Source organism: Salipiger bermudensis HTCC2601, from assembly GCF_000153725.1.
In the GTDB taxonomy this organism is placed as follows: Bacteria; Pseudomonadota; Alphaproteobacteria; order Rhodobacterales; family Rhodobacteraceae; genus Salipiger; species Salipiger bermudensis.
Genome location: NZ_DS022276.1, coordinates 1854426 through 1879675 on the forward strand (window position 1 = coordinate 1854426; position 25250 = coordinate 1879675).

Annotated in this window: 28 protein-coding genes; 16 read left to right on the forward strand and 12 right to left on the reverse strand. The window is 66.9% G+C overall.

Features of this window, described 5'->3' with window-relative positions; translation table 11 throughout:
- Window positions 1–19 precede the first annotated feature (19 nt).
- A complete protein-coding gene (locus tag R2601_RS08815; RefSeq protein ID WP_007796773.1) occupies window positions 20–532 on the forward strand; it encodes an IS110 family RNA-guided transposase in 513 nt (170 codons plus the stop codon).
- A gap of 204 nt (window positions 533–736) precedes the next feature.
- A complete protein-coding gene (locus R2601_RS08820) occupies window positions 737–1093 on the forward strand; it encodes a phosphatase PAP2 family protein (protein ID WP_375360170.1) in 357 nt (118 codons plus the stop codon).
- An 84-nt stretch (window positions 1094–1177) separates the two neighbouring features.
- Here the strand turns inward: R2601_RS08820 and rplT are convergent, their stop codons facing one another.
- From rplT to pyk, 4 genes are all read right to left on the reverse strand, one after another.
- On the reverse strand, window positions 1178–1543 hold the full coding sequence (gene rplT / locus R2601_RS08825; protein ID WP_007796779.1) for a 50S ribosomal protein L20: 366 nt from the start codon (window positions 1541–1543) through the stop codon (window positions 1178–1180).
- A 15-nt stretch (window positions 1544–1558) separates the two neighbouring features.
- Window positions 1559–1759: a 50S ribosomal protein L35 gene (gene rpmI, locus R2601_RS08830; RefSeq protein ID WP_007796782.1), complete on the reverse strand. Its 201-nt coding sequence runs from the start codon at window positions 1757–1759 to the stop codon at window positions 1559–1561.
- A gap of 151 nt (window positions 1760–1910) precedes the next feature.
- Window positions 1911–2135, reverse strand: a complete 225-nt coding sequence (locus R2601_RS08835; RefSeq protein WP_007796785.1) for a hypothetical protein — start codon at window positions 2133–2135, stop codon at window positions 1911–1913.
- Window positions 2136–2259: 124 nt separating this feature from the next.
- Entirely contained in the window at window positions 2260–3705 is a 1446-nt protein-coding gene (gene pyk / locus R2601_RS08840; RefSeq protein WP_040544529.1) for a pyruvate kinase, read from the reverse strand.
- A gap of 139 nt (window positions 3706–3844) precedes the next feature.
- On the opposite strand from pyk, the gene R2601_RS08845 reads away from it, so the two are divergent.
- A complete protein-coding gene (locus R2601_RS08845; RefSeq protein ID WP_007796791.1) occupies window positions 3845–4582 on the forward strand; it encodes an N-formylglutamate amidohydrolase in 738 nt (245 codons plus the stop codon).
- 61 nt (window positions 4583–4643) lie between these two features.
- Complete coding sequence (locus R2601_RS08850; RefSeq protein WP_007796794.1) at window positions 4644–4958, forward strand: DUF1244 domain-containing protein; 315 nt, start codon at window positions 4644–4646, stop codon at window positions 4956–4958.
- Window positions 4959–5043: 85 nt separating this feature from the next.
- Here R2601_RS08850 and R2601_RS08855 read toward each other — a convergent pair whose 3' ends face one another.
- Window positions 5044–5574 carry a DUF3576 domain-containing protein gene (locus R2601_RS08855; RefSeq protein WP_040544533.1) on the reverse strand — a complete coding sequence of 177 codons (531 nt, stop codon included), beginning with the start codon at window positions 5572–5574 and terminating at the stop codon, window positions 5044–5046.
- 271 nt (window positions 5575–5845) lie between these two features.
- Between R2601_RS08855 and R2601_RS08860 the strand changes: the two genes are divergently transcribed.
- The 6 genes from R2601_RS08860 to R2601_RS08885 all read left to right on the forward strand — a co-directional run bounded on the left by R2601_RS08860 (window position 5846) and on the right by R2601_RS08885 (window position 11890).
- Complete coding sequence (locus R2601_RS08860) at window positions 5846–6901, forward strand: porin (RefSeq protein WP_007796801.1); 1056 nt, start codon at window positions 5846–5848, stop codon at window positions 6899–6901.
- A 78-nt stretch (window positions 6902–6979) separates the two neighbouring features.
- Window positions 6980–8446: a sulfotransferase family protein gene (locus tag R2601_RS08865; protein WP_007796804.1), complete on the forward strand. Its 1467-nt coding sequence runs from the start codon at window positions 6980–6982 to the stop codon at window positions 8444–8446.
- Complete coding sequence (locus R2601_RS08870; RefSeq protein WP_007796807.1) at window positions 8437–9090, forward strand: YggS family pyridoxal phosphate-dependent enzyme; 654 nt, start codon at window positions 8437–8439, stop codon at window positions 9088–9090. Before R2601_RS08865 ends, R2601_RS08870 begins: the two co-directional genes overlap by 10 nt.
- A 321-nt stretch (window positions 9091–9411) precedes the next feature.
- Complete coding sequence (locus tag R2601_RS08875; protein WP_007796810.1) at window positions 9412–10344, forward strand: bifunctional riboflavin kinase/FAD synthetase; 933 nt, start codon at window positions 9412–9414, stop codon at window positions 10342–10344.
- On the forward strand, window positions 10341–10811 hold the full coding sequence (locus R2601_RS08880) for a YcgN family cysteine cluster protein (RefSeq protein WP_007796815.1): 471 nt from the start codon (window positions 10341–10343) through the stop codon (window positions 10809–10811). The genes R2601_RS08875 and R2601_RS08880 overlap by 4 nt, the downstream gene beginning before the upstream one ends.
- On the forward strand, window positions 10811–11890 hold the full coding sequence (locus R2601_RS08885; protein WP_007796821.1) for a threonine aldolase family protein: 1080 nt from the start codon (window positions 10811–10813) through the stop codon (window positions 11888–11890). Before R2601_RS08880 ends, R2601_RS08885 begins: the two co-directional genes overlap by 1 nt.
- Before the next feature lie 81 nt (window positions 11891–11971).
- Here R2601_RS08885 and hspQ read toward each other — a convergent pair whose 3' ends face one another.
- Entirely contained in the window at window positions 11972–12298 is a 327-nt protein-coding gene (hspQ, locus tag R2601_RS08890) for a heat shock protein HspQ (RefSeq protein WP_007796823.1), read from the reverse strand.
- A gap of 262 nt (window positions 12299–12560) precedes the next feature.
- Here hspQ and R2601_RS08895 point away from each other — a divergent pair, with 262 nt between their 5' ends.
- Window positions 12561–13151, forward strand: coding sequence for a transglycosylase SLT domain-containing protein (locus tag R2601_RS08895; RefSeq protein ID WP_007796826.1), 591 nt, complete (start codon window positions 12561–12563; stop codon window positions 13149–13151).
- Window positions 13152–13176: 25 nt separating this feature from the next.
- Here the strand turns inward: R2601_RS08895 and R2601_RS08900 are convergent, their stop codons facing one another.
- From R2601_RS08900 to sfsA, 5 genes are all read right to left on the reverse strand, one after another.
- Window positions 13177–13758, reverse strand: a complete 582-nt coding sequence (locus tag R2601_RS08900; RefSeq protein WP_007796829.1) for a LolA family protein — start codon at window positions 13756–13758, stop codon at window positions 13177–13179.
- A gap of 76 nt (window positions 13759–13834) precedes the next feature.
- Window positions 13835–14422 carry an exopolysaccharide biosynthesis protein gene (locus tag R2601_RS08905; protein WP_007796832.1) on the reverse strand — a complete coding sequence of 196 codons (588 nt, stop codon included), beginning with the start codon at window positions 14420–14422 and terminating at the stop codon, window positions 13835–13837.
- 251 nt (window positions 14423–14673) lie between these two features.
- The gene (locus R2601_RS08910; protein WP_007796834.1) at window positions 14674–18087 is read right to left on the reverse strand and encodes a DNA translocase FtsK; all 3414 of its coding nucleotides are present in this window, start codon (window positions 18085–18087) and stop codon (window positions 14674–14676) included.
- Between the two features lie 19 nt (window positions 18088–18106).
- The gene (locus R2601_RS08915) at window positions 18107–19288 is read right to left on the reverse strand and encodes an aminotransferase class I/II-fold pyridoxal phosphate-dependent enzyme (protein ID WP_007796837.1); all 1182 of its coding nucleotides are present in this window, start codon (window positions 19286–19288) and stop codon (window positions 18107–18109) included.
- Between the two features lie 428 nt (window positions 19289–19716).
- Entirely contained in the window at window positions 19717–20424 is a 708-nt protein-coding gene (gene sfsA / locus R2601_RS08920) for a DNA/RNA nuclease SfsA (RefSeq protein WP_007796841.1), read from the reverse strand.
- A gap of 48 nt (window positions 20425–20472) precedes the next feature.
- On the opposite strand from sfsA, the gene R2601_RS08925 reads away from it, so the two are divergent.
- Genes R2601_RS08925 through R2601_RS08940 form a run of 4 tightly spaced genes read left to right on the forward strand, consistent with a single transcriptional unit; the run spans window position 20473 to window position 23397 of the window.
- The gene (locus R2601_RS08925; RefSeq protein ID WP_007796844.1) at window positions 20473–21195 is read left to right on the forward strand and encodes a competence/damage-inducible protein A; all 723 of its coding nucleotides are present in this window, start codon (window positions 20473–20475) and stop codon (window positions 21193–21195) included.
- A complete protein-coding gene (locus tag R2601_RS08930; RefSeq protein ID WP_007796847.1) occupies window positions 21192–21920 on the forward strand; it encodes a GNAT family N-acetyltransferase in 729 nt (242 codons plus the stop codon). The genes R2601_RS08925 and R2601_RS08930 overlap by 4 nt, the downstream gene beginning before the upstream one ends.
- A 3-nt stretch (window positions 21921–21923) precedes the next feature.
- Window positions 21924–22493 (forward strand): peroxidase-related enzyme, encoded by a 570-nt coding sequence (locus R2601_RS08935; RefSeq protein WP_007796850.1) that lies wholly within the window; start codon window positions 21924–21926, stop codon window positions 22491–22493.
- Window positions 22465–23397 (forward strand): OmpA family protein, encoded by a 933-nt coding sequence (locus R2601_RS08940; RefSeq protein WP_007796853.1) that lies wholly within the window; start codon window positions 22465–22467, stop codon window positions 23395–23397. Before R2601_RS08935 ends, R2601_RS08940 begins: the two co-directional genes overlap by 29 nt.
- A 93-nt stretch (window positions 23398–23490) precedes the next feature.
- Here R2601_RS08940 and R2601_RS08945 read toward each other — a convergent pair whose 3' ends face one another.
- Window positions 23491–24390, reverse strand: coding sequence for a LysR family transcriptional regulator (locus tag R2601_RS08945; protein ID WP_083793906.1), 900 nt, complete (start codon window positions 24388–24390; stop codon window positions 23491–23493).
- A gap of 154 nt (window positions 24391–24544) precedes the next feature.
- Between R2601_RS08945 and R2601_RS08950 the strand changes: the two genes are divergently transcribed.
- Window positions 24545–25195 carry a TetR/AcrR family transcriptional regulator gene (locus tag R2601_RS08950; RefSeq protein WP_007796856.1) on the forward strand — a complete coding sequence of 217 codons (651 nt, stop codon included), beginning with the start codon at window positions 24545–24547 and terminating at the stop codon, window positions 25193–25195.
- Window positions 25196–25250 lie beyond the last annotated feature (55 nt).

Sequence of the window (25250 nt, forward strand, 5' to 3'; positions counted from 1 at the left end):
TGGCTGAGATGGAGAACGATTGCCGCCCGAAGTCACCGGCCTTTGCCAAATATTCTTCGATCTCATCGCCGGGCTAAGCGCGCGCATTGACGCGCTGACCCGGCAACTTCGACAGATTGCCCGACAGGACGATGTGGCGCGCAGGTTGATGACCATGCCGGGGATCGGCCCGGTGACGGCGGTATCGATTGCCGTGCTGGCGGCACCGCCAGAGATGTTCAGCAAGGGGCGCGACTTCGCAGCCTGGATCGGGCTGGCACCACGCCAGCATTCTACGGGCGGTAAAACAAGGCTGGGCAAGATATCAAAAATGGGTCAGCGCGACCTGCGGCGTTTGCTGATCATCGGTGCAATGTCCGCGATCCAAGCCGCGCAAAAACGCGGCGGCGCGCCAGATGGGTCGTGGCTGGCCCGTATGTTGGCTCGCAAACCTAAAATGCTGGTTGCAGTTGCGCTGGCAAACAAGATGGCGCGGATGGCCTGGGCGATCATGGCTCATGGCGGCGTCTACGAGACCCCTGCCAACGCCTGAGCGCGAAGGCAGGCTGGGGTGCGGTGGTTCTGAATGGAGGTCATGGCAAAGCGTCGACGAGATCAGGAATGGGAAAACCAGTAATGTCCCGAGTAGCTTGTACTACGGCCTCTCGTTTTGGACCTGTTCCTCGAACTCACCATGAGGGCCCGCGGCATTGAAGGTCGCAACCAGAGGCCGGATACACGAAGGAACTCGACCGCAATGCTGTTGCCAAAGTCAAAAAATCGCTTGCAGCCCCGGGGGCGTCCATACACGGGGCATTCGATGATGGCGGCGGTGACTTACCTGACGCTTGCGGTGATGCTGGCCCGCACCGAGAAACGCCGCCGGATCCGGGCCTTCCTGGTGATCATGGCGGCGCTCCTGGCGGCGCTCGTGGGCACCAGCCGGGTCTATCTCGGGGTGCACTGGCCCTCTGACGTGCTGGCGGGATGGAGCCTTGGCGCCGCCTGGGCTCTCGGCGTGGCGCTGCTGGCACGCTGGCTGGCGCGGCGCGGCCGGATCGAGCCGGAGGCCCCCTGCGAGGCGGAGACGGCCGAGGCAACGCCCGCCCGCTGATCCTGCCAAGCTGACCTTGGGACATGAAAAAACCGCGCCCGGAGCCCCGGACGCGGTCTTTTTCGATCTCGAAGGAGTGGTCGCTTACGCGGCCAGAGCACCCTTGGCCTGATCCACGATCGCGCCGAAAGCTTCGGGCTCGTGAACGGCGAGGTCTGCGAGGACCTTGCGGTCGACCTCGATGCCGGCCTTGGTCAGGCCGTTGATGAACTTCGAGTAGGTCAGAGCCTCGTCATGCGCGCGGACGGCTGCGTTGATACGCTGGATCCACAGGGCGCGGAAGTTGCGCTTGCGGTTCTTGCGGTCGCGGGTCGCGTACTGGTTCGCCTTGTCGACGGCCTGTGCGGCAACCTTGAAGGTGTTCTTGCGACGGCCGTAGTAGCCTTTCGCCTGATCGAGAACCTTCTTGTGACGGGCGTGGGTGACGGTACCACCTTTGACTCGTGCCATGTGTCTAGCCTCCTATCAGCGGTCGTAGGGCATGTAGCCCTTGACGATTTTCGCGTCGGGTGCCGACAGCGTGGTGGTGCCGCGAGCGTCGCGGATGAACTTCGTGGTGCGTTTGATCATGCCGTGGCGCTTGCCGGCCTGACCTGCGACAACCTTGCCGGTGCCGGTCACCTTGAAGCGCTTCTTGGCGCTCGATTTTGTCTTCATCTTGGGCATTTCCGTCTCCTTGACGTTCTGCGGTGAACGCGCGACTCGGCATGCCACTGATGGCCGGACGCGCGGTAAGAGGCGCCCTCATAGGCGCGACGGGGCTTCGATGCAAGCGGGAATCACGGTGCTGCCGGGGCGCGGCATCCGTCCGCGTTGGCTATCGCACGACATCGGCGATGACACCATAGATGGCATCTGGCACGTCGCGCGGATCGTAGCCGCCCGGCTGGCGGGTATTGCCGTGCAGCAGCACCGCCAGCGACGCCAGCGCAAGCACGCTCCCGACATAGGGCCGGCGGCTGTCGGCATAGGCCGAGAACAGCGCAAGCACGGCGCAGCAGGCAAGAAACAGTCCGAGAACAAGCAGTTGGTCCGGGGTCATGCGGCGCAGGCTAGCACGCCCCAAGGGCGCTGTCGCGCAGCCGCTGCACGATCGGGGCGCCCAAAAAGCGAAAGGCCCCCGCGTCTCGAGACGCGGGGGCCCTGCGATTCGCCGCGTGACCGGATCACTCCGGGTCGGTGGAGTAGATCAGGCGCTCGTCGCAGGGCGCGACGCGCAGAATGTTGGTGGTGCCGGGCATGTTGAACGGCACGCCGGCGGTCACCACGATCTGGTCCTCGGAGCCCGCATAGCCCTGCGCCCGTGCGGCGCGGGCGGCGTTGACCACCGCTTGCTTGAAGCGCTCGAGCTCGCCGGTCATGACGCAGTTCACGCCCCATGTCAGCGACAGGCGGCGGGCGGTGCCGCGCAGCGAGGTCATGGCGATGATCGGCACCCGCGGACGCTCGCGCGCCACCTTGGCCACCGTGGTGCCCGAGGAGGTGAAGCAGCAGATCACCTTGATGTTGGCCGACTCGGCGATCTCGCGCGCGGCGGCGACGATGCCGTCGGCCACGCCGGTCTTCTCGATGTTGCGGCTTGCCTCGATCACCTCGGTGTAGGTGCTGTCCTGCTCGACGCCGACGGCGACGTTGTTCATCGTCGTTACCGCCTCGACCGGATACTGGCCGGCGGCCGATTCCGCCGACAGCATCACCGCGTCGGAGCCCTCGTAGATCGCGGTCGCCACATCGGAGACCTCGGCGCGGGTGGGCATCGGGCTCTCGATCATCGATTCGAGCATCTGGGTCGCGACGATCACCGGCTTGCCGGCGGCGCGGCACTTGCGGATCAGGCGCTTCTGGATTGGCGGCACCGCCTGCACCGGCAGCTCGACGCCAAGATCGCCGCGCGCCACCATGATGCCGTCGGAAGCCTCGAGAATGGCGTCGAAGCTCTTCACCGCCGACGGCTTCTCGATCTTCGACAGGATCGCGGCGCGGCCGTCGCAGAGCTTGCGCGCCTCTTCCACATCCTCTGGGCGCTGCACGAAGCTCAGCGCCAGCCAGTCGACGCCGAGCGCCGCGGCAAATTCCAGATCCTTGCGATCCTTCTCGGACAGCGCCGCCAGCGGCAGCACCACGTCTGGCACGTTGACGCCCTTGCGATTGGAGATCGTGCCGCCCGCCTCGACGATGCAGTTGGCGAAATCCTCGCCGCATTCTTCCACCCGCAGGCGGATCTTGCCGTCATTGACCAGAAGATGCGCGCCAACGCCGAGCGCCTGGAAGATCTCCGGATGCGGCAGGCAGACGCGTTTCTTGGTGCCCGGCGCCTTGTCGAGATCGAGGCGGAAGGTCTCGCCCCACTCGAGCTCTTCCTCGCCGTTCTCGAACTCGCCGACGCGGAGCTTCGGGCCCTGCAGGTCGGCAAGGATGGCGATCGGGCTGTCGAGATCCTTCTCGACCTGCCGGATGGCGCGGTGCAGCTTGGTGATGTCTTCGTGGGTGCCGTGGCTCATGTTGAGACGAAACACGTCAGCCCCGGCCTCGTGCAGGGTGCGGATCATCTCGTAGGTGTTGCTCGCCGGGCCAAGCGTGGCCACGATCTTCACTTTGCGCAAACGTCTCATTTTCCGTCTCCCTGCGGCGGTGCCGCCAATTGTTCTGCCTTAAACCAGTTACCGCTAACGCTCTCTTACCCGCGGTATTGCGCAATTCCCTTCATGGCGCAACTGCTCTAAACGGACGGGTGCGAACAAGACGGCTGCCATGACCTACACACCATACCAGATAGAGGGAGAAGGCCGGAAAGGGCGCTTTCTGGTCACCTGCGATCATGCGACCAATACCGTGCCGCCCGATCTGGGGGGAACCCTTGGCCTGCCCGAGGCCGACATGGCGCGCCATATTGCCTATGATGTAGGCGCTCTTGGAACGGCGCGCGCCTTGGCCGAGGCGCTCGACTCGCCGCTGGTCTGGGCAGATTTCTCGCGCCTCGTCATCGACCCGAACCGCGGCGAAGACGACCCCACCCTGCTGATGCGGCTTTATGACGGCTCGATCATTCCCGGCAACCGCCATGCCGACGAGGAAGAGAAGGCGCGCCGGCTCAACGCCTATCACCGCCCCTACCATGTCGCACTCGAGCTGCTGGCGGCGTCGCGCGGCGAGGTGGCGATCGTGTCGGTGCACTCCTTCACCCGCCAGCTGCGCGGCCGCCCCACCCGGCCGTGGCACGTGGGCATCCTGCACGCCTGGGACGCGCGGCTGTCCGATCCGCTGATCGCCCGGCTCGAACAGGAGCCCGACCTCACCGTGGGCCGTAACCAGCCCTACCCCGGCCACCTGCCCGGCGATGCCATCGACCAGCACGCGCTGCGGCATGGCCGGGTGAACACGCTGATCGAAGTTCGCAACGACCTGATCGAGACCGAGGCGCAGCAGCGCCACTGGGGCGGACGACTCGCGCCGCATCTTCAGGCCGCCCTCGACGAAGTGCCCGAGTGACCCCACATATCCGGGCAGACGCCCATCTCATGACGACAACCTGATGACGACGGAGGACTCCATGGACGACCAGACCCGAATCGAGCTCGAGGCCGCCGCCTTCCGCCGGCTGCGCAAGCACCTGATGGAAGACCGGCAGGACGTACAGAACATCGACTTGATGAATCTCGCCGGCTTCTGCCGCAACTGCCTGTCGCGCTGGTACCAGGAGGCCGCCGCCGAGCGCGGCATCGACATGGGCAAGGAAGATGCGCGCGAGATCTTCTACGGCATGCCCTATGACGACTGGAAGCAGATGCACCAGACACCGGCGGATGACAGCAAGAAGGCCGCCTTCGAGACGGCCTTTGCGGAGAATGTCGGCAAGGAGAGCTAAGTCGCCGGGCGGGGCCTTGGGGCCTCGCCGATGACCTCACGCAGATCGGGCGCGGGCCATTGGTCCGCGCCTTTTCTTTGGCGCCTCAGAGGTCGTTGTCGCGTGCGCGCAGCTGACGGGCGCGGGTCAGGATGGCATCCTCGACCGCGCGCATGGTGGCGCCATCGACCGGGCCCGAGCGCGTCATCAGCGCGACATTGAGCGAGCGCGCGTCAAGCGCCGGGTCCGAGATGTAAATCGTTGCGCGATATGTGCCGCCGCCACCCGGCGGCGTGCCGTAGCCGGTGGTGATCACGCCGGTGAACGGATCGACCGAGTCGACCGGAAGGAAATCCAGCACGTCGAGCGAGGCATTCCAGATATAGCGGTTCACCGCACCGACCTTGCCGGCATCCTCGCGCGCGCCGAAAATGTCCCAGATGGTGGAATCGGGCTGCCCCTCGCGGCCGTAGATCTCCTGCTCGATGATCTCCTGCGAGGTCTCGGCATTGCCCGGCGGCACATTGCGCGTGTCGGACCCCTGACCGTCGAACCAGCTGTTCACCGTGCCGCACCCAGACAGAAGCAGCAGCCCGCCCGTCAGGATGGCACCTGTCGCCGTTCGCATAAATCTCATCTGCTCAAGCTCCTGCCCGTCTCGTCTTTGCGCACCTGCATACTCGGGCACCGGGCGCGCGACAAGCCGCGAATGCCTTAGACAAAGGACACCTCGGGACACGCGCGCCGGGCCGCCCGACAGCGTTGTGGCAATTGCGCATCACTGATTTGCTTGTTGCCCGGGGCGTCCAGCGCAGAGTTGCAAACGAAGGGTCCGAAGGCGCATAGAAAGCCCATCAAGGCCGGGCTACCCGGATTGGTACGTGCCTTACGAACACATGAGGGAAACAATGAAAAGCATTCTGTTTGCTACCACCGCGCTGGTTGCAACCGCAGGCGTCGCCTCGGCAGAAATCGCCCTGACCGGTAACGCCGAAATGGGTATCTACGCACCGGCAGTCTCCGACGGCGAAGACGGCCTGGAAATGGGCGAAACCCAGTTCTTCACCGACATGGACATCCGTTTCACCCTGTCCGGCGAAGCTGACAACGGCCTGACCTTCGGCGCAACCATCGACCTCGACGAAGCTGCTGACCGCGGCGAGCCGGGCCGTTTCGAGAGCCCGAACGTCCAGGGCGGCGAAGCGATCTTCATCTCCTACGGTGGCGCGACCTTCACCATGGGTGACACCGACGGCGCTCTCGACGCTCGCGTGCCGGAACTGGCGCTCGCAGGCGGCTCGCTGAACGACGACGAGACCACCCACCTCGGCTTCAACCACGCTGACGGCTTCAGCGACTCCGACGGCGACGGCGACTACAGCGTCATCAACGACGGTGTCGGCCTCTCGCTCGACGGCTTCGGTGACGGCCAGATCGCTCGTCTCGACTACGCCTACGACGCGTTCACCTTCTCGGCATCGCTCGAGCAGGTTGCTGATGGCGCCGACGCAGAAACCCTTGCCGGTGACGACATCGGCGACACCATCTGGGCCCTCGGTGTTTCGTACTCCGGCCAGGTGTCGACCGTCGACCTGACCGTCGGCCTCGGCTACCAGAGCCTGGACGAAGTCGCAGACGTGACCTCGATCGCAGCAACCGGTGGCTTCGGCAACGGCTTCTCGGCTGGCCTGACCTACACCGACATGTCGATCGACGACGCGGACGACATCCAGCACTGGGGCATCGGCTTCGGCTACGAGATGAACGCCATCGCAGTCGGCGTGAACTACGGTGAGTACACCCAGGACGACGACAAGCTGTCCGGCTTCGGCCTCGCCGCCACCTACGACCTCGGCGGCGGTCTCTCGGCTCGCTTCGGCTACGGCTACTCGGACGTCGATCCGGACGCCGGCTCGGCCGACGACTACGACAACTACTCGCTGGGTCTCAGCATGTCCTTCTAATCTCCTCTGAGATTGGGATAAGGGAAGAGCGGGCTTTTGCCCGCTCTTTTCTTTTTGTCCGACCGAAAGGTGCCCGCCATGCTGCCGCTCTCCGCCGACACCAAGGCCCGGCTGATGAAACAGGCCGCCAGCGACATGGCACAAGGCCGCCTCGCCAAGGCCCGCGGCGCCCTGCAACAACTCGCCCTCGCCGACCCCAAGCGCGCGGACATCCCGTACCAGCTGTCGCGCATCGCCTTTGAAGAGGGCGACCGCGAGACCTGCCTCGCCCAGCTGCGCAAGGCAGTGAAACTTGCCCCCGGCAATCCTCAGCTCACCCGACACGCCGCCGAGCGCTTCCGCCATCTCGGCGCCAGCAATGAGGCGCTCGCCGCCTATGACCGGCTGATCGCCGCCCCGGGCAACACGCTTGGCGCGCAGGCGGACAAGGCGCATTACCTGCAACATCTCGGACGCTTCGACGAGGCCGAGAAGATCTTCCGCAAACTGCTCAAGCAGCACCCGAACGAGGCGCAGCTCTATCGCATCTTTCTTGGCGGAAAGAAGCTCGCCAAGGGCGATCCGCTGCTGCCCGCGATGGAAAAGCTCTGGGCCCGCAAGGATCTGCCAGAGCCCGCCCGCATCCAGCTGGGCTACGCGCTCGGCAAGGCGCTCGACGAGACCGGCGCGCCCGAAAAGGGCTTTGCCTGCGTCGACCGCGCCAACGCCCTGCAACGCAAGGCCGCGCCCTTCGACAACGCCGCACAGGATCGCGAGTTCGCCACCGTGCGCGCCGCGCAGGACACCCTCCCCACCCTGCCCTCTTCAGAGGTCCTGAGCCCCCGCCCGGTCTTTGTCACCGGCATGCCGCGCTCGGGCACCACGCTGGTCGAGCGCATCCTCGCCGCCCATAGCGAGGTGAGCGCCGGCAACGAGCTCGGGCTGGCGCTGAAGCTCGCCTATGGCATTTTCGGCGCCGGCGAGCAGATGCGCCCGATCACTGACGCCGCCAGGATCGAGGCCTTCGCTCGGCGCTACACCACGCTGGCCCGGCGCGACGTGCCCGGCGACAGCCCGGTGATCACCGACAAGTCGATTCTCTCCTACCTGATCATCGGCCTGCTCCACCGCGCCCTGCCGCAGGCGCGCTTCGTGGTGGTGCAGCGCGACCCGCGCGACATCGCGCTGTCGATCTACAAGAACTATTTCAACACCGGCAGCCACCGCTACGGCAACGATCTCGCCGACATCGCCCATGCCATCAAGCGCTTCCGCGGCTTCGTCGCGCATTGGAAACAGGCCCTGCCCGGCGTGGTGCACGAGATCCGCTACGAGGCGCTGGTCGCCGATCCCGAGCCGCAATCTCGGGCGCTGATCGCGGCGGCGGGGCTTGACTGGCAGGACGCCTGCCTCGATTTCCACAAGAACAAGAGCGGCGCCGTGAAGACGCTCAGCGTCAGCCAGGCGCGCCAGCCGATCTATACCGGCTCGGCGCAGGCCTGGCGAAAACACGAGCGCGAGTTGCAACCCTTCATCGAGGCGTGGGGAGACGAACCATGGGACTGACCGACATCCGCGAGCGCGTGGCCAAGGCCGAGGCAAAGGCCGGACGGCCTGAAGGCTCGGTAGAGCTGATCGCGGTGAGCAAGGTGCAGCCGATCGAGCGCGTCGAGGCGGTGCTCGAGCAGGGCCACCGGCTCTTCGGCGAGAACAAGGTGCAGGAGGCGCAGGGCAAGTGGCCGGCGCTGAAGGAGCGTTTCGAGGGCGTCGCCGTGCACCTGATCGGGCCGCTGCAGACCAACAAGGCGCGACAGGCGATGGAGCTGTTCTCGGCGATCCACGCGGTTGACCGGCCGAAGCTCGCCAACACGCTGGCGCGGCTGGCGCAGGAGATGGGCCACTGCCCGGATCTCTTCGTGCAGGTCAACACCGGCGAGGAACCGCAGAAGGCGGGGATCCTGCCGGCGGATGCAGACGCCTTCATCAAGGAGGTGCGCGGGCTCGACCTGCCGCTCAAGGGGCTGATGTGCATCCCCCCCGTCGAGGAAACCCCCTCGCTGCATTTCGCGCTGCTGGCCAAGATCGCCGAGCGCAACGGACTCGAGGGGCTGTCGATGGGCATGTCCTCGGATTTCGAGCAGGCGATCTCGCTCGGCGCGACTCACGTTCGGGTCGGCTCGGCGATCTTCGGGGAACGCGATTACGGGTGAGGTGACGGCGGGGGCGTTCGCCGCCTGGGGGCGCCGCCGCGCATCGCCGGACCGCGGGGCGGCGATCCAAGGCTCTGAACCTCTCGATTTATCCCTGCCAAGTCCGAAAGGCCTCGACACTCAGCCTTGGTATCACCAAATCGCCGGCCCGGGGGGCGGTCCGGCGATGCGCGGCGGCCTGCGGCCTTGATTCCGCGCCGCAACGCTCCACCACCTGCGATGACACGGCGGCGCCCAACCACCCAGCCAATCCCGCCCTGATCCCCCTCCCCGCACCGCCCCGTCTTGCGCCTGCCGGCGGACGGGGCTAGGCCTTTGCTCATGCGGATCATCCGGGATTACCAGTATGTCGAGCCCCAGGACCGGGGCGCCAGCGTGGCCATCGGGAACTTCGATGGCGTGCATCGCGGCCACCAGGCGGTGATAGGCCTCGCACGCGCGGCGGGCGGCGATGCGCCGCTCGGCGTGCTCACCTTCGAGCCGCATCCGCGCGAGTATTTCGCCCCCGAGTCGCCACCCTTCCGGCTGATGTCGGCCAAGGCGCGCGCCTCGCGGCTCGAAAAGCTCGGCATCGAGCGGCTCTACGAGATCAACTTCAACGCGGCCCTCGCCGCGCTCACTCCCGAGGAATTCGCCCGCAAAGTGATCAAGGACGGGCTGGGTCTCAAGCACGTGGTCGTCGGCGCCGATTTCTGCTTCGGCAACAAGCGCGCCGGCACCGTCGAAGACCTCAGGCGCTTCGGCGAGGAGATGGGCTTTGGCGTCACCGTGGCCGAGATCCTCGAACACGAGGGCGGGCAGGTCAGCTCGACCGCGATCCGCGAGGCGCTCACCGACGGCCGCCCGCGCGACGCCGCCGCCCAGCTCGGGCATTGGCACCGCATCGAGGGCACGGTGATCGGCGGCGAGCAGCGCGGCCGAGAGCTGGGCTATCCCACCACCAACATGTCGATCGACGGGCTGCACCCGCCGAAGCTCGGCGTCTACGCGGTGCTGGTCGAGGTGCTCACCGGCGAGCACAAGGGCCATTACCACGGCGCCGCCTCCATCGGCGTGCGCCCGATGTTCGGCGAGAACCGCCCGAATCTCGAGACCTTCATCTTCGACTTCAAGGGCGACCTCTACGGCGCCACCCTCTCCATCGGGCTGGTCGAGTACCTGCGCCCGGAGCTGAAGTTCGACAGTCTCGAGGCGCTGATCGAGCAGATGGACGCCGACTGCGCCCGCGCCCGCGACATCCTGGAGGCGCTATGAGCGATCCCATCGACCGCAGCGGCCTCGCACCGCGCTTCTGGGAGACCAAGGCCCTCAAGGACCTCTCCGAGCGCGAGTGGGAGGCGCTTTGCGACGGCTGCGGCAAGTGCTGCCTGAACAAGCTCGAGGACGAGGAAAGCGGCGAGGTCGCGCTGACCGATGTCGCCTGCCGCCTGTTCGACGACGGCACCTGCCGCTGCGCGCAATACCCGATCCGGCATCAGTTCGTGCCGGAATGCATCGTCCTGAAGCCCTCGAATATCGATGAGCACGCCTACTGGATGCCGCAGACCTGCGCCTACCGCCTGCTCTGGGCCGGCGAGCCGCTCTTCGACTGGCACCCCCTGATCTCGGGCGATCCCGAGACCGTCCACCAGGCCGGCGTGTCGATGCGCGACCGCACCGTGCCGGAGTTCGAGATCGACGAGGACGACTGGGAAGACCACATCATCGAGGAGCCCGTCTGATGTTCTTTGCCTCCGACAATTCCGGCCCGGTGCCGCCGCAGGTGCTCGAGGCGATGACCCGCGCCAACGCAGGCCACGTGGCCGGCTACGGTGCCGATGATCTGACGCTTTCGGTGACCCGCCGCCTGCGCGACCTCTTCGAGGCGCCCGAGGCAGCGGTCTATCTCGTGCCAACCGGCACTGCGGCCAACGTGCTGTCGCTGGCCTGCCTCTGCCCGCCCTACGCCACGGTGTTCTGTTCGCCGACCGCGCATATCCACGAGGACGAGTGCAACGCGCCCGAGTTCTTCACCGGCGGCGCCAAGCTCACGCTGGTGGGCGACAGTGACCGCATGACGCCAGAGACCCTGCGCGCCGCCATCGAGGGCGAGGAGACGCGCGGCGTGCACGGCCCCAAGCGCGGGCCGGTCTCGATCACCCAGCTCACCGAACGCGGCAACGTCTACTCCATCGACGAGCTGCGCGCCCTGACATCGGTTGCGAAGGAATACGGCCTGCCGGTGCATCTCGACGGAGCACGCTTCGCCAATGCCGCCGTGAGGCTCGGCGTCACCCCGGCCGAGATGAGCTGGAAAGCGGGCGTCGACATCTGCGTCTTCGGCGGCACCAAGAACGGGCTGATGGGTGTCGAAGCGGTGCTGATCTTCGATACCGCAGCGCGCTCAAGCAGCGAAGCGGTAGCGCTTCAACACAAGGCGGCCGAGTTCGAATACCGCCGCAAGCGCGGGGCGTTGCTGTTCTCCAAGCACCGCTACCTCGCGGCACAGATGGACGCCTACCTGACCGACACCCTCTGGCACGACCTCGCCAGTCGCGCCAACGCGCGCTGCGACCAGCTGGTGCAAGGGTTGAAAGGCGCCGGACTGCGCATCGTCAACGACACCCACGCCAACATGGTGTTCTTCGAGATGTCGCGCGGGGCCCACCGCGCAGTGATGGCGCAAGGTGCCGACTACCACCTGTGGGACAGCGAAGACGGCCCCGACGAGTCGCTCGCCGTGGCGCGCCTCGTCTGCGACTGGTCGCTGAGCCCCGAGCAGGTGGCACAGTTCCTCGACCTGGTGCGCGCCGCGGCCTGAAACCCGCGCAAATGAAAAGAGGCGGCCAAGGCCGCCTCGAAACGCATCCGCCGCAAGGTCCGGGCAGACGCCCGGCCCGGCTCAGTTCATCTGGAAGTGAAGCGCGTAGCTGCCGTCTTCGAACGCGCCGAAAAGATCGGGAATGTCGGGATGGTCCACCGGCTCGCCGGAGTAATCCGCGACAAGGTTCTGCTCCGAGACATAGGCCACGTAGAAGCTCTGATCGTTCTCGGCCAGCAGGTGGTAAAACGGCTGATCCTTCACCGGGCGCGCGTCCTCGGGAATCGCTTCGTACCACTCCTCGGTGTTGCTGAACTCGGGATCGACATCGAACACCACGCCGCGAAACGGGTGCTTGCGATGCCGGACGACCTGGCCGAGATGATATTTGGCGCGCTGTGTGTGCATAAAGACCTCTTGGTCCGAGTTTTGACATTTTCGTGGCAAGTTGTCCAACTTCACCGGCATTTATCGCGGAAACACTCTGTGAACACCGGTCAGACAGTGAACAATTCCGGCAGATGAGGCGAGCTCGCATCCCGGGGCGAAACACACCGGCACGACACCGCTGCCCCCCTCTCCCATCGGAATTTTGATTCCCACCCGGCCGCCGATCGGCTAAACTGGAGCGAGGCAAGAAACATAAAACAACATAAAAAGCGAGAGGCAGATGAGCAGATGGCTTCGCGCGTTGGTGATCGTATTGTTGGCCGCGTCCTGCGGGGGCGGTGGCAGCGGGCGGTCGCCCAATAACCTCGAGGATGCCTGCGCGATCCTCAAGGAGCGCCCACACTACACCCGCGCATTCCGCGCCGCCGAGCGCAAATGGGGCGTGCCCGTGCACGTCCAGATGGCGACGATCTACCAGGAAAGCAAGTTCAAGTCCGATGCCCGGACCCCGTTTCGCTATTCGCTGGGGGTGATCCCCTACGGACGGCAGAGCTCGGCCTTCGGCTACAGCCAGGCACTCGACGGCACCTGGGACGAGTACCTCGAATCAACCGGCACCCGCCGCGCCCGTCGCGACAACATCCGTGACGCGACTGATTTCATGGGCTGGTACATGGCCGAGACCGCACGCAGCCTCGGCATCAGCATGCGCGATGCCCGCAACCAGTACCTCGCCTATCATGAAGGGCGCGGTGGCTTCCGGCGCGGCACCTACAACAACAAGGCCTGGCTGCTGCGGGTCGCCGACGATGTCGGCAACCGCGCGGTGGTCTACGAGGTCCAGTTGGCGAACTGCCGCGCGGCGCGCTGAGCGCCACGCGGCCCCCGGGGTGCCGTCAGCGCACCCGGTTCACGTCAAACACGCTGTTGGGCAGGCTGGTCTTCTCTAGCCCGCCCAACACCACGGTGGTGGTGCTGCCATTGCCGTCGCGGATCACCCATTGACGCAGTTCCACCGGATTGCCGGTGAACTTCATCTGGATCGAGCCGTATTCCGGCCGCTTCGGATCCTGCGCGGTGACGATCGTGGCGGTGCCGTCATACTGGTGCCCGGTCACCATCCCCGCCTGCGCGAGGTTCACGTTGCGGTCGAGAATGATCGACAGCGGCGTCTGGTTGAGCGGATAGGTTTCGGGCTGGCCGCCGACCTTCCTGTCGAAGACATACACCGCCCCCGACCACGCCAGCACCAGCGCCTGCTCCGGTGGGTTGTACTCGAACCGCACCTTGCCCGGGCGCTTAATCAGGATCTTTCCGGTCGAGATCGAGCCGTCGCTGTTGATCTGGGTGAACGGGCTCTCGGCGGACTGGATCGAATTGAGATAGTTCGACAGCGTGTTCAGCGAGAGCTGCTGTGCCGCCGCCGGCAGTGCGGTCAGCATCAGCGCGGTCAGCGCGGCGGTGAGAATGCGGAGCATATGTGTGTCCTTCGTCCTGCTCTGGTCTTTCGATGACATGGCATGTCGGGCGCGGTTAAGCGATAGCAGCGGGTCTTCAACCTGATATCAGCAGCCAGACACTGCCGATCAAGGCCACGCCGGCGCCGGTCAGCGCCACGGCCATGAGAATCCCGTCATTCAGCGTGATCGCGAGGCCAAGAAGCGCGATCGCCAGCATCGGCACCAGCGCCGCGAACGGCACCAGCTCGAGCGGCGGCACGCTCAGGCACAGGATTGCCGCGAGCACCGCCGCCGCCTTCTGCACCGGTCGGGTCGTCAGCGCCTTCAGGCGCGGCCCGAAGAGGCGATCCAGCCGGTCCGCCCAGGGCCGCAGCCGCTTGGTGGCCTGGCGGATGCTGTCCTCTTCCACCGCGCGCTCGCGGACCACCTGCGGCAGCCAGATGCGGCTTTCACCGAACAGGCTCTGCACCGCGATCAGGAAGAGCGCCACCGCGAAGAGGCTTGGCACCACCGGGATCGCCCCAAGCGGAGAGAGCACCAGAAGCGCCGGCACGAATAGCAGAGGGCCGATGCCGCGGTCCCCGATATCCGAGATCACGTCGGCGACCGATACCTCGCGGTCGCGGTCGGCGCGGCGGCTCAGGGTATCGAGCAGGGCATTCACGGACTGGTCTGACGGCATGGTGGCACTCTCCCTTCGGCCCATCCCAACGCCCCATCGGTCGCTCCGTTCCCGCAAGCCCGCCGGACACGGAAAAGGGCGCAGCCGCGCCACGCCCTCCCCGTCTTCTCTGGTTCGAAAATACCTCGGGGGTGAATTGGCCCTCCGGGCCAAGAGGGGGCTGGCCCCCTCACCCCTCCTCGACAGCCCGCGCGCCCTCGGGCGGGCAGCCTATGCCCCTTCCCCGGCAGGGGAGGGGCCCCGGCAGGCAATCAGGCCTGCTCGGGCACCAGGATCTCGCGCTTGCCCACGTGGTTGGCGGCCGAGACCACGCCCTCGTCCTCCATCTGCTCCACGAGGCGCGCCGCCTTGTTGTAGCCAATGCCCAGCTTGCGCTGGATGTAGGAGGTCGAGCACTTGCGGTCCTTGATGACGATCGCCACCGCCTGGTCGTAGAGCGCATCCTCGCCACCGGTATTGCCGCCGGTGTTGAGCCCCAGAACCGCGTCGATGTTGTCGGCCTTCTCGTCATCCGGGCCCTGCACCACGCCGGAGACGTATTCCGGCGGACCGAAGGCCTTGAGGTGGTTCACCACTTCCTCGACCTCTTCGTCCGAGCAGAACGGGCCGTGGCAGCGGGTGATCTTGGCACCGCCGGCCATGTAGAGCATGTCGCCCATGCCAAGCAGCTGCTCGGCCCCCATCTCGCCGAGAATGGTGCGGCTGTCGATCTTCGAGGTCACCTGGAACGAGATCCGGGTGGGGAAGTTCGCCTTGATCGTGCCGGTGATCACGTCGACCGAGGGACGCTGGGTGGCCATGATCAGGTGGATGCCCGAGGCCCGTGCCATCTGCGCCAGGCGCTGGATGCAGGCTTCGATTTCCTTGCCCGCCACCATCATCAGGTCGGCCATCTCGTCGACGATGACGACGATATAGGGCATCTTCTTGGGCTCGAATTCCTCGGTCTCGAACACCGGCTCGCCGGTCTCGTCGTCAAAGCCGGTCTGCACGGTGCGCGAGAACATCTCGCCCTTCTTCTGCGCCTCCGCCACGCGGCCGTTGTAGCCGTCGATGTTGCGCACGCCCATCTTCGACATCTTGCGGTAGCGGTCTTCCATCTCGCCCACGACCCACTTCAGCGCCACCACGGCCTTCTTGGGGTCGGTCACCACCGGCGAGAGCAGGTGCGGGATGCCGTCATAGACGCTGAGTTCGAGCATCTTGGGGTCGATCATCACCAGCCGCAGGTCGTCGGGGCTGAGCTTGTAGAGCAGCGACAGGATCATCGTGTTGATCGCCACCGACTTGCCCGAGCCGGTGGTACCGGCGATCAGCAGGTGGGGCATCTTGGCGAGGTTGGCGACCACCGGGTCGCCGCCGATGTCCTTGCCCAGTGCCAGCGGCAGCTTCTGGTTGCCGTCACCGTAGTCGCGGGACGACAGGATCTCGCGGAACGACACCATCTCGCGGTGCTCGTTGGGCAGTTCGATGCCGATCACCGAGCGGCCCGGCACCGTCGAGACACGGGCCGAGAGCGCCGACATCGAGCGCGCGATGTCGTCGGCCAGGCCGATGACGCGCGACGCCTTGAGGCCCGGGGCGGGCTCGAGCTCGTACATGGTGACCACCGGGCCCGGACGCACCGAGACGATCTCGCCCTTGACGCCGTAATCGTCGAGCACCGTCTCGAGCATGCGGGCATTCTCTTCCAGCGCCTCGTCGCTCAGGTGATGACGCTCGATGGCGTCGGGGCTTGCCAGCAGGCTCAGCGGCGGGAATTCGAAATCCGAATGCGCCTCCTCGAAGCTCAGCCGCGGCTGCGCCTCTTCCTGGGCACGGCGCGACGGCTGCACCGGCTTGCGCTCGGCCTGCTGCACCACCTTCTTGGGCTGCACCACCGGGATCGCCGGACGGCGGTCGGCGTATTCGGCGGGCATCTCGGGGATGTGGTTGTCCTCGTCCGCGTATTCGCCGGCGTAATCGTCGCCCCCCCCCGCACCGTAGCCATGATCGGCAAAGACATTCTCCGCCGCGTCGTCATACCCGTAGTCGCGATCGTAGCCGTCATCCTCGGCCGGGGCGTAGAGATCGTCGTAACCGCGCTCCTCGGCCTGCTGTTCGGCGGCGCCGTAGGCGGACCCGGCGGGGCGGTAATCGGCGAAATCGTCGCTGTCATCGGTGACCGCCTCTTCCGGCTCGGGCTCGAGCTCGAAGGGCGGCGGCGTGGCGCGGCCACGGCTCACGAGACGCGAGCCGCTCTCAGAGGGCGCGGCGGGAACGTCCGGCGCAAAGGCCGCGGGTGCTGCGGCAGCGCCAGCAGCAGCAGCAGCGGCGGGAGCGGCCGGCATCCGCGGCGCCGTGAGCGGCGGCTCCGGCGGTCGGCCCTGCACGGCGGCATGGGCGGCGGTGAGCGGCGGCTCTGCGCGCGTGGCACCCGGCGTGCGATAGATCAGCGGCTCGGGGCGACGGCCACGGCCCTTGGTCAGCGGCTTGTCCGGGTCGGGCACGAAAGCCGCTTCTTCCGGCTCGGGGCCACGGCGGCGGGCGCGGATCACGTCGGCGATCTTGGCGCGGATGCGCTCTTCGCCGGGTTCCTCCTCGATGACGTAGCCGTCCTCATCGACCTCGATCATCTCGGCCGCCGGCAGCACCTCGTGGCGCTTGATCAGCGACGGCACCCGGGCCAGCAGGCCGGGCTTCTTGGGCTCGGGGCGCGGCTCGGGGGCCGGCATCATCTGCGGGGCGGGCTCGGGCCAGTGGGCGTCGGCCTCCTGCGACAGGGGCTGCGGCGCGTCATGGGCCGGCTCCGCATAGCTCACCGGTTCGGGCGCGGCGGCGGCGGCCGGACGGCGCACCAGCGGGGCGGCAGGCGCCTGCGGAGCCACGGGGGCCTCGGATACGTGGCCCTGTTCCGCGGCCCAGGCAGCCTCCTGCTCGGCGGCCCAGGCGGCGGCCTCGGCGTCTTCCTGACGGCGACGCTCGCGGCGCTCGGACTGCGCCGCCTGCATGCGCTGCGCCGCCGACATGGTCGAGCTCGCGCCACGGCCCAGCAGGCGCAGCAGCGTGTCATAGGCCATCACCGTGCCGACCAGCAGGAACCGCCCGATGGCGCCCAGTTCGGGCTTGGTGAAACCTAGAACGAAGGCGCCCATGGCGACGATCCCGGCGCCCATCACCAGCATGACGAGCTTCAGGCCCAGCCCGGCGCCGACCGGCAGAATGCCCAAGACGGTGCCCATCATCATGTCGCCGAAGAGGCCGCCAAGCCCGAAGCTGTGGGTCCATTCCGGCCCCACGGTCTGGCCCGCGGCATAGACGGCGGAAAGAGCGATCCAGATCGGGGCGAAGACGATGCGCGAGAGCGCGCGCTCTTCGCCCTGGTGGAGGGCGAGGCGCGCCCCCCAGACCATGAGCACGAGCGCGAGCCCCCAGCTTCCCCAGCCGACGATCATGAACAGGGGCGCCGCGATCGAGGCGCCGATCCGGCCCAGCCAGTTCTGCACCGGCGCATCGGTGGCCGACAGCCATGACGGATCGTCCGGCGTGTAGGAGCCGATCATCATCGCCGCCATCACACCGAGCGCGATCAGGGCCAGCCCGGCAAGCTCCTTGCCGCGCTTCTCGATCGCCGCCTGCATGTTGCTGTCGAAGAGGGGGTCGCGCCCCCGTGCCTGATACGCCATCGCTCGCCTCGTCTTTTTCTTATTGCCCATAGAGACAGTCACGGATCCGCGTGAGTCCCTGTTCGGTCTGCTCCCGGTCCGCCACGAGGGCGACCCTGATATATCCCTTGCCCGGATTGCCTGCCTCGGTGTCGCGCGACAGGTAGGCGCCCGGCAGCACCCGCACGCCGGTCTCCTGCCAGAGCTTCAGCGCCGCCGCCTCGCCATCCTCGACCGGCAGCCAGAGGAAGAACCCCGCCTGCGGCGGCGCGTAGCCCGCCACGTTGCCGAAGATGCGGTCGGCCATGTCGAACTTCTCGGCATAGAGCCTGCGGTTCTCGACCACGTGGTCCTCGTCGGCCCAGACCCGCTCGCTCACCCGCTGGATCGGCAGCGGCAGCGGGGCGCCGGAATAGGCACGCAGCTGCTTGATCCGCTTCATGCATTCGGGGCCGCCGGCCACGAAGCCCGAGCGCAGCCCGGGCAGGTTCGAGCGCTTCGACAGCGAGTGGAAGATCACCACGCGCTCGGGATCGGCGCCCATCTCGCGCGCGACCTGAAGCGCGCCCGGAGGCGCCTCGCCGCGGTAGATCTCGGAATAGCACTCGTCCGCGAGAATGCGGAAATCATGCCGCTCGGCCAGCGCGATCAGCCGCTCCCAGTAGGCGCGATCCGCCACCGCGCCCTGCGGGTTCGCGGGCGAGCAGATATAGGCCAGCGCGGTGCGGTCGAGCACCTCTTCAGACAGCGCATGGTAGTCCGGCAGGTGGCCGGTCTCCTGCGTGGCGTTCACGAAAACCGGCTCGGCCGCCACCGAAACGCTGGCCACGGCGTAGACCTGGTAGAACGGGTTCGGGATCAGCACCGCCGGCTGCTTGCCGCCCTTCTGCTCGGGGCAGAGCGCCATGGCGGCGTTGTAGAGCCCCTCGCGGGTGCCGTTGAGCGGCATCACCTGGGTCCCGGGATCGACGCTAACGCCGTAGCGGCGCGCGATCCAGTCCGAGATCGCCTGCTGCAATTCCGGGGTGCCGTCATTGGGCGGGTACTTGGCGAACTCCGAGACGTGCTCGGCCAGCACCGTTCCGACCCAGTCGGGGAACGGATGCCTCGGCTCACCGATGGACATATGTGTGACATCGCCGCCCGGCGCATGCGCATCGAGCAGCGCCCGCAGACGCGGAAACGCATAGGGCGGCAGGTTCGAAAACCGCTCGGGAAACATGGCGAATATGCCTTTGACTGCCTGCAATACTGCTTTTTATCCGGGATCGTTTTCGCCCCGATTTGATCTCACGATACGGGAAAACCCGGGCTTGCGTCCAGCACTGTGACCACGCCGACCCGGGTTGTGGCGGGAATGCCGCAACCGGTCGGAAAGGGCGAAACGCCCCTTCCGCGTTGCATTTCTGCCCGCTTCGTGTGGCGCGCCGGCTGGCGTGTCGCGGAGGCTCTGGCGGGCAGCTGCGTGGGGGCCGGGTCGGAGCGGTGCCAGCGTCGCGCGGCGGGACCGTGGCGGCATTCGGGGGCTCTGCCCCCGCCGCGGCGGGGCCGCGACTCCCCCCGGAGTATTTTTGACGAAGAGAAGACGGGGGCGCCGTGGGGAACGCGGTGATCGGTGGCCCTGCGTGGCGCGGGCTGCGGGGCGCGAGGTCAGGGGGCGCGGAAGGGCAGCGGGGCGCCGAGGCTGACGCCCTCGGGGGTGATGGCACAGTCGAAGGCCAGCACCTCCACGCCGCGGGCGGCGGCCTCGAGGAAGGCCGCCGCATAGGTGGGGTCGAGATCCGCGGCGAGGGTGACCGCGCTGCAGTCGGTGCGCTGCACGAGGTAGAGCATCACCGCGCGGTGGCCGGCCTCGGCCATGTTGGCAAGCTCGGCGAGATGCTTGGCCCCGCGGGCGGTGACGCTGTCGGGGAACTCGGCCAGACCGGGGCTGCGCGACAGGGTAACGGATTTGACCTCGACATAGGTGTCCGGGCGGCCCTCGGAGGTGAGCAGGAAATCGATGCGGCTGTTCTCGCCGTATTTCACCTCGGGACGGACCGTGTCGTAGCCGTCGAGCCCGGGGACGCGACCCGCGGTGAGCGCTGTGCGCAACATGCGGTTGGGCACTCCGGTGTCGACGCCGGTGAAGGCCCCGCCCTCATGCTCGACCAGCCGCCAGGCATATTTCAGCTTGCGCTTGGGGTCGTCGTTGGGCTCGAGCCAGATCGTCAGGCCCTCATCCCTCAGGCCCATCATGCTGCCGGGGTTGGCCACGTGGGCGGTGATCTCGCGCCCGTCCTCGAGCCGTGCATCGGCGAGGAAGCGTTTGTAGCGGCGCAGCAAAACGGCGCGGACGAGAGGGGTTTGAAAGCGCATGACGCGGGCCTATACCATTGCACTAGGCGCGCCAAGAAGGACAGTTCGATGACCAATCCCACCGCAGCGATGATCGTGATCGGGGACGAGATCCTCTCGGGCCGCACGCGCGACAGCAACATGAACCACCTCGCCAAGGAGTTGACCAAGGTCGGCATCGACCTGCGCGAGGCGCGCGTCGTCTCGGATGACCGCGACGCCATCATCGGAGCCATCACCGAGCTGCGCGACAAGGTCGATCACGTCTTCACCTCGGGGGGCATCGGGCCGACCCATGACGACATCACCGCCGATTGCGTTGCCGCCGCCTTCGGGGTGTCCATCGACATCCGAGAGGATGCCTACGCGCTCTTGGCGGCGCATTACGAGCGCCAGGGCTCGGAGTTCAACGCCGCGCGGCAGCGCATGGCACGCATCCCCGACGGCGCCGTGCTGATCGAGAACCCGGTCTCGATCGCGCCGGGCTTTGCCATGGACAACGTCTTTGTCATGGCCGGCGTCCCGGCGGTGTTCGAGACCATGGTGGCGAGCGTGCTGCCGACGCTCACCGGCGGCGCGCCGCTGTTGTCGCAGAACCTGCGGGTGGAGCGCGGCGAGGGCGACATCGCAGGGCCGCTCTCGGAGCTGGCCTCGGAGTTCAGCGACCTGTCGATCGGCTCCTACCCGTTCCAGAAGAACGGCATCTACGGTGCCAATATCGTCATCCGCGGGGCTGACGGCGCACGGGTCGATGCCGCCATGACCCGTCTCTGCGAGATGTTCCCGGCATGAGCGCCCCAAGCCTGACGCGGCTCTACGATGCCATCGACCGCACCTGGCCCGCGGCGAACGTGATCGAGGCCGGGCCGTGGCGCCTGCGCGACGGCGGGGGTGGTGGCAAGCGGGTCTCCTGTGCCACCGCAGCGGGCGACTGGGACCGCGACGACCTTGCCGCCGCCGAGCAGGCGATGCGGCTGATGGGGCAGGACGCGCTGTTCATGATCCGCGCCGGCGAGGAAGCGCTCGACGCGGCGCTCGCGACCGAGGGCTACGCGGTGATCGACCCGGTGACGCTGTGGCTCGCGCCGGTGAACAGCCTCACCGATCTTGAGATTCCGAGGGTCAAGGCCTTCGCGATCTGGGAGCCGCTCGCGGTCATGCACGAGATCTGGGCCGAGGGCGGCATCGGCCCGGCGCGCTACCAGGTCATGGACCGCGCCGAGGGCCCCAAGGCGGCGATCTTCGGGCGCACCGACGACAAGCCCGCCGGGGCCGGGTTCTGCGCCATCCATGACGGCATCGCCATGGTGCACGCGCTCGAGATCCGCGCGGCCCATCGCGGCAAGGGGCTTGGCAAGTGGATGATGCGCCGGGCCGCCATCTGGGCGCAGGAGAACGGGGCAGACTGGATCGCGGCGCTCTGCGTGAAGGAGAACGCGCCGGCAAACGGTCTCTATGCTTCCCTCGGCTTCGAGCCCGTGGGAGAGTATCACTATCGTATCAAGCCAGAGACCTGAGACATGACCAAGGACCTGCCCACCGCCCTCAACCTGCCGATGGTCGATCCGCTGCCGCCGGAGACGCAGAAATACTTCGACATCTGCGACGAGAAGCTGGGCATGGTGCCGAACGTGCTCAAGGCGCACGCCTTCGACATCGCCAAGCTCAACACCTTCACCGCGATGTACAACGAGCTGATGCTGGCGGGCTCGGGCCTCAGCAAGCTCGAGCGCGAGATGATCGCGGTGGTGGTCTCGTCGATCAACAAGTGCTTCTACTGCCTGACCGCCCACGGTGCCGCGGTGCGCCAGCTCTCTGGCGATCCGAAGCTTGGCGAGATGCTGGTGATGAACTGGCGCGTGGCCGACCTGCCCTACCGCCAGCGCGCCATGCTAAGCTTTGTCGAGAAGATGACCAAGGCCAGCGCCGAGATCGCCGAGTACGACCGCGAAGCGCTGCGCGACGCCGGCTTCTCCGAGCGCGACATCTGGGACATCGCCAACGTGGCGGGGTTCTTCAACATGACCAACCGGGTGGCCTCGGCCACCGACATGCGGCCGAATGACGAATATCACGCGCAGGCTCGCTGAGGCAGCGCTGCTGGCGATGCTCTGCTCGCCGGCGGCCGCGCTTGAACTGACCCTGCCGGGCGGCGCGCGACTGATGGGCGAGCGGATCTCGGATCCAGGAAGCTACGCGGTCCCCACCGGGCCGTGGCAAGACGAGACCGGCATCCCGGTGATCCGCTCCGAGGGCCGGATCCTTCGGCAGGCCTGGCGCATCCCCTCGCCCGACCTGACGACCCTGCAAGTGCTGGCGCCGTTGCGAGAGCAGCTCGAGGCCGAGGGCTACGAGATCGTGTTCGACTGCGCCTCGGCGCGCTGCGGCGGCTTCGACTTCCGCTTCGGCACCGAGGTGATCCCGGCGCCCGAGATGTATGTCGACCTCACTGCGTTTCGCTTCCTCAGCGCCCAGGGCCCCGGGGGCGACCACGTGACCTTGCTGGTCAGCCGCTCGAACGCGGCAAGCTACGTGCAGGTGATCCAGAGCGGTGGCGGTGAGCAGACAGAAGCGCCCACGCCCCCCGAGAACCCGCCGCCCGCCGCCGTCCAGGTGGCCGACGTGGCGAATTTCGAGCTTGAAGCGAAGGGCCACATGATCCTGCGCGACCTGCGCTTCGAGAGCGGGTCGGCATCGCTTGGCGACGACGCGGTCGCCTCTCTCGACGCGATCGCAGCCTATCTCGCCGAGACCCCGGACCGGCGGGTGCTTTTCGTCGGCCATACCGATGCGACCGGCTCGCTCGAGGCCAATATCGCGGTCTCTCGCGCCCGGGCGGACGCGGCAATGGATTACGTGCGCGGAAAGGGGGTCGCGGCGGCGCAGCTCGGCTCCGAAGGCGCGGGCTATCTGGCCCCGGTGGCCAGCAACCTCACCGAGGTCGGCCGCGAGGAGAACCGCCGCGTCGAGGCGATCCTGCTGCCGACCGAGTGAATTTCCGGGACCCCGGAGCGCCAGAGGCGGCCGGGGTCCCCAGGCGATCCCGAAGGGGGTGAGTCGAATCGCCTGTATCAGATGGGTCGGACGTCAGCCGTTATGCACCAGCGTCTGACCCAAGAATTCCTCGAAGAGGACCGCGGTGCGGCTCGGCGTTCCCTCATCGGGATGCCGCGCCGAGATCACTTGCCGACGGCTCGACAGCCCCGGCATGACCGGCACCAGCCGGCCTTTTTGCAGGCCCTCGCGAACCATGTAGTCGGGCAGCAGCGCGATGCCGAGGCCGGCCTGACAGGCGGCGAGCTGCGAGCGCCAGTCCCGGAACAGAAGCTGCCGCCCCGAGGTGATCGGCACATCGGCACCGTCCTCGTCGACCAGCCGCCAGGTCCGCTCGCGCGTTCCGGCGCAACGCAGCAGGCGATGCAGGCTCAAGGTGCTGGGCTCACGCGGAACACCTTCCTGATCGAGATAATCGCAGGACGCGACCAGCGTCTTGCGGGTGGCGCCGATGATGCGGGCGGCCAGCGGGCGACGTTCCGCCGGGGTGACCGCCAGCGCGATGTCCCAGCCCTCGTTTCCATCCAGGTCCGGATCGTCGTCCTCGGTGCGGAAGTCGAGCCGCACCGTAGACATCGAGTGCAGGAAACCACCGATGCGCGGCATCACAACGTGGTCGACAAGCTCGGGCTCCGCCAGAATGCGCAGCGTTTCGCCATCGGAGCTGGCACGCTTCATGGCCCGCGCGATCAGGTCGGCGCGCGCGGTCTCATCGAGGATCTGCCGCGCGCGGTCGTAGTACACCCTACCCTCGTCGGTCGGGGTCACCTGCCGCGTCGTGCGCTCGAAAAGCGACAACCCAAGGCGCCGTTCGAGCGATGCCACCTGCTTCGACACCGAGCCTTTCGACAGGCCGAGCGTTTCAGCGGCGCTGCTGAAGCAACGCTGTTCCATCACTTGGGCGAACGCCCTCATCTCACTGAATCTATCCATCGCGCGCTCTCCTTAGCGGCACGTTCGAGCCGCTAAGGATATAGGGACCTAAGTAAACAGCGTCAACATTTCGGCGACATTTTTATTTACATTGTTTGCGTCAGTGTTATCAAGAAGGCATTGATCTGTGGTTGCACTATACTGGGTCCGTTTGATGACGAATGATCAGCACCCTCCCCGCCGCACCCGCCTGACGCAGAAGGACAGGCAAAGCGCCGCCACCAAGGCACGCCTTCTAGAGGCGGCCCGCAGACTGTTCCGGGAGTACGGCTATCACGACGTCTCGGTGACCGAGATCGCCCGCGAGGCGGGCGTCACCCACGCGATGATCAACGCCCATTTCCACTCAAAGGCCGGGCTGCTCTACGAGCTGATCCACGAGAACAACGACGTCCAGATCGCCGCGCTCGAGGCCGGACTGCCGGACGAGGGCAGCACGATGGAGCGGCTGCGCTGGATCCTCGCGATGTATGCCAAGTACGATCTCGAGGACACCCAACTCATGGCGGTGATGCAGGCCTATTACTGGCAATGGCCGCGAGAGACCGAGGACCGCAACCGCGCCCAGCTGTTGCAGGCCCTGTCCCCGATCGCCAGAATCCTGCGCGAGGACGCCGATCTGCAAAACGTGGACGAGGCCGAAATCGAGACCCTGATCGACGCGATCTACGCGATCTACACCTTCGGTCTGCGCCCGGCGGTCTATCGGGATGCCTCGCCCGAGAGCTGTGTCGATGCCATCATGCACCGGGTCGGAATGCTGCTCGACGGTGCGCGGCTTCAGGCGCGCGGCGGCGGCGCCTAGCCGCGCAGATCCTCGAGATAGATCCGCACCGCCTCCTGCACGTGGCGGAAACGGT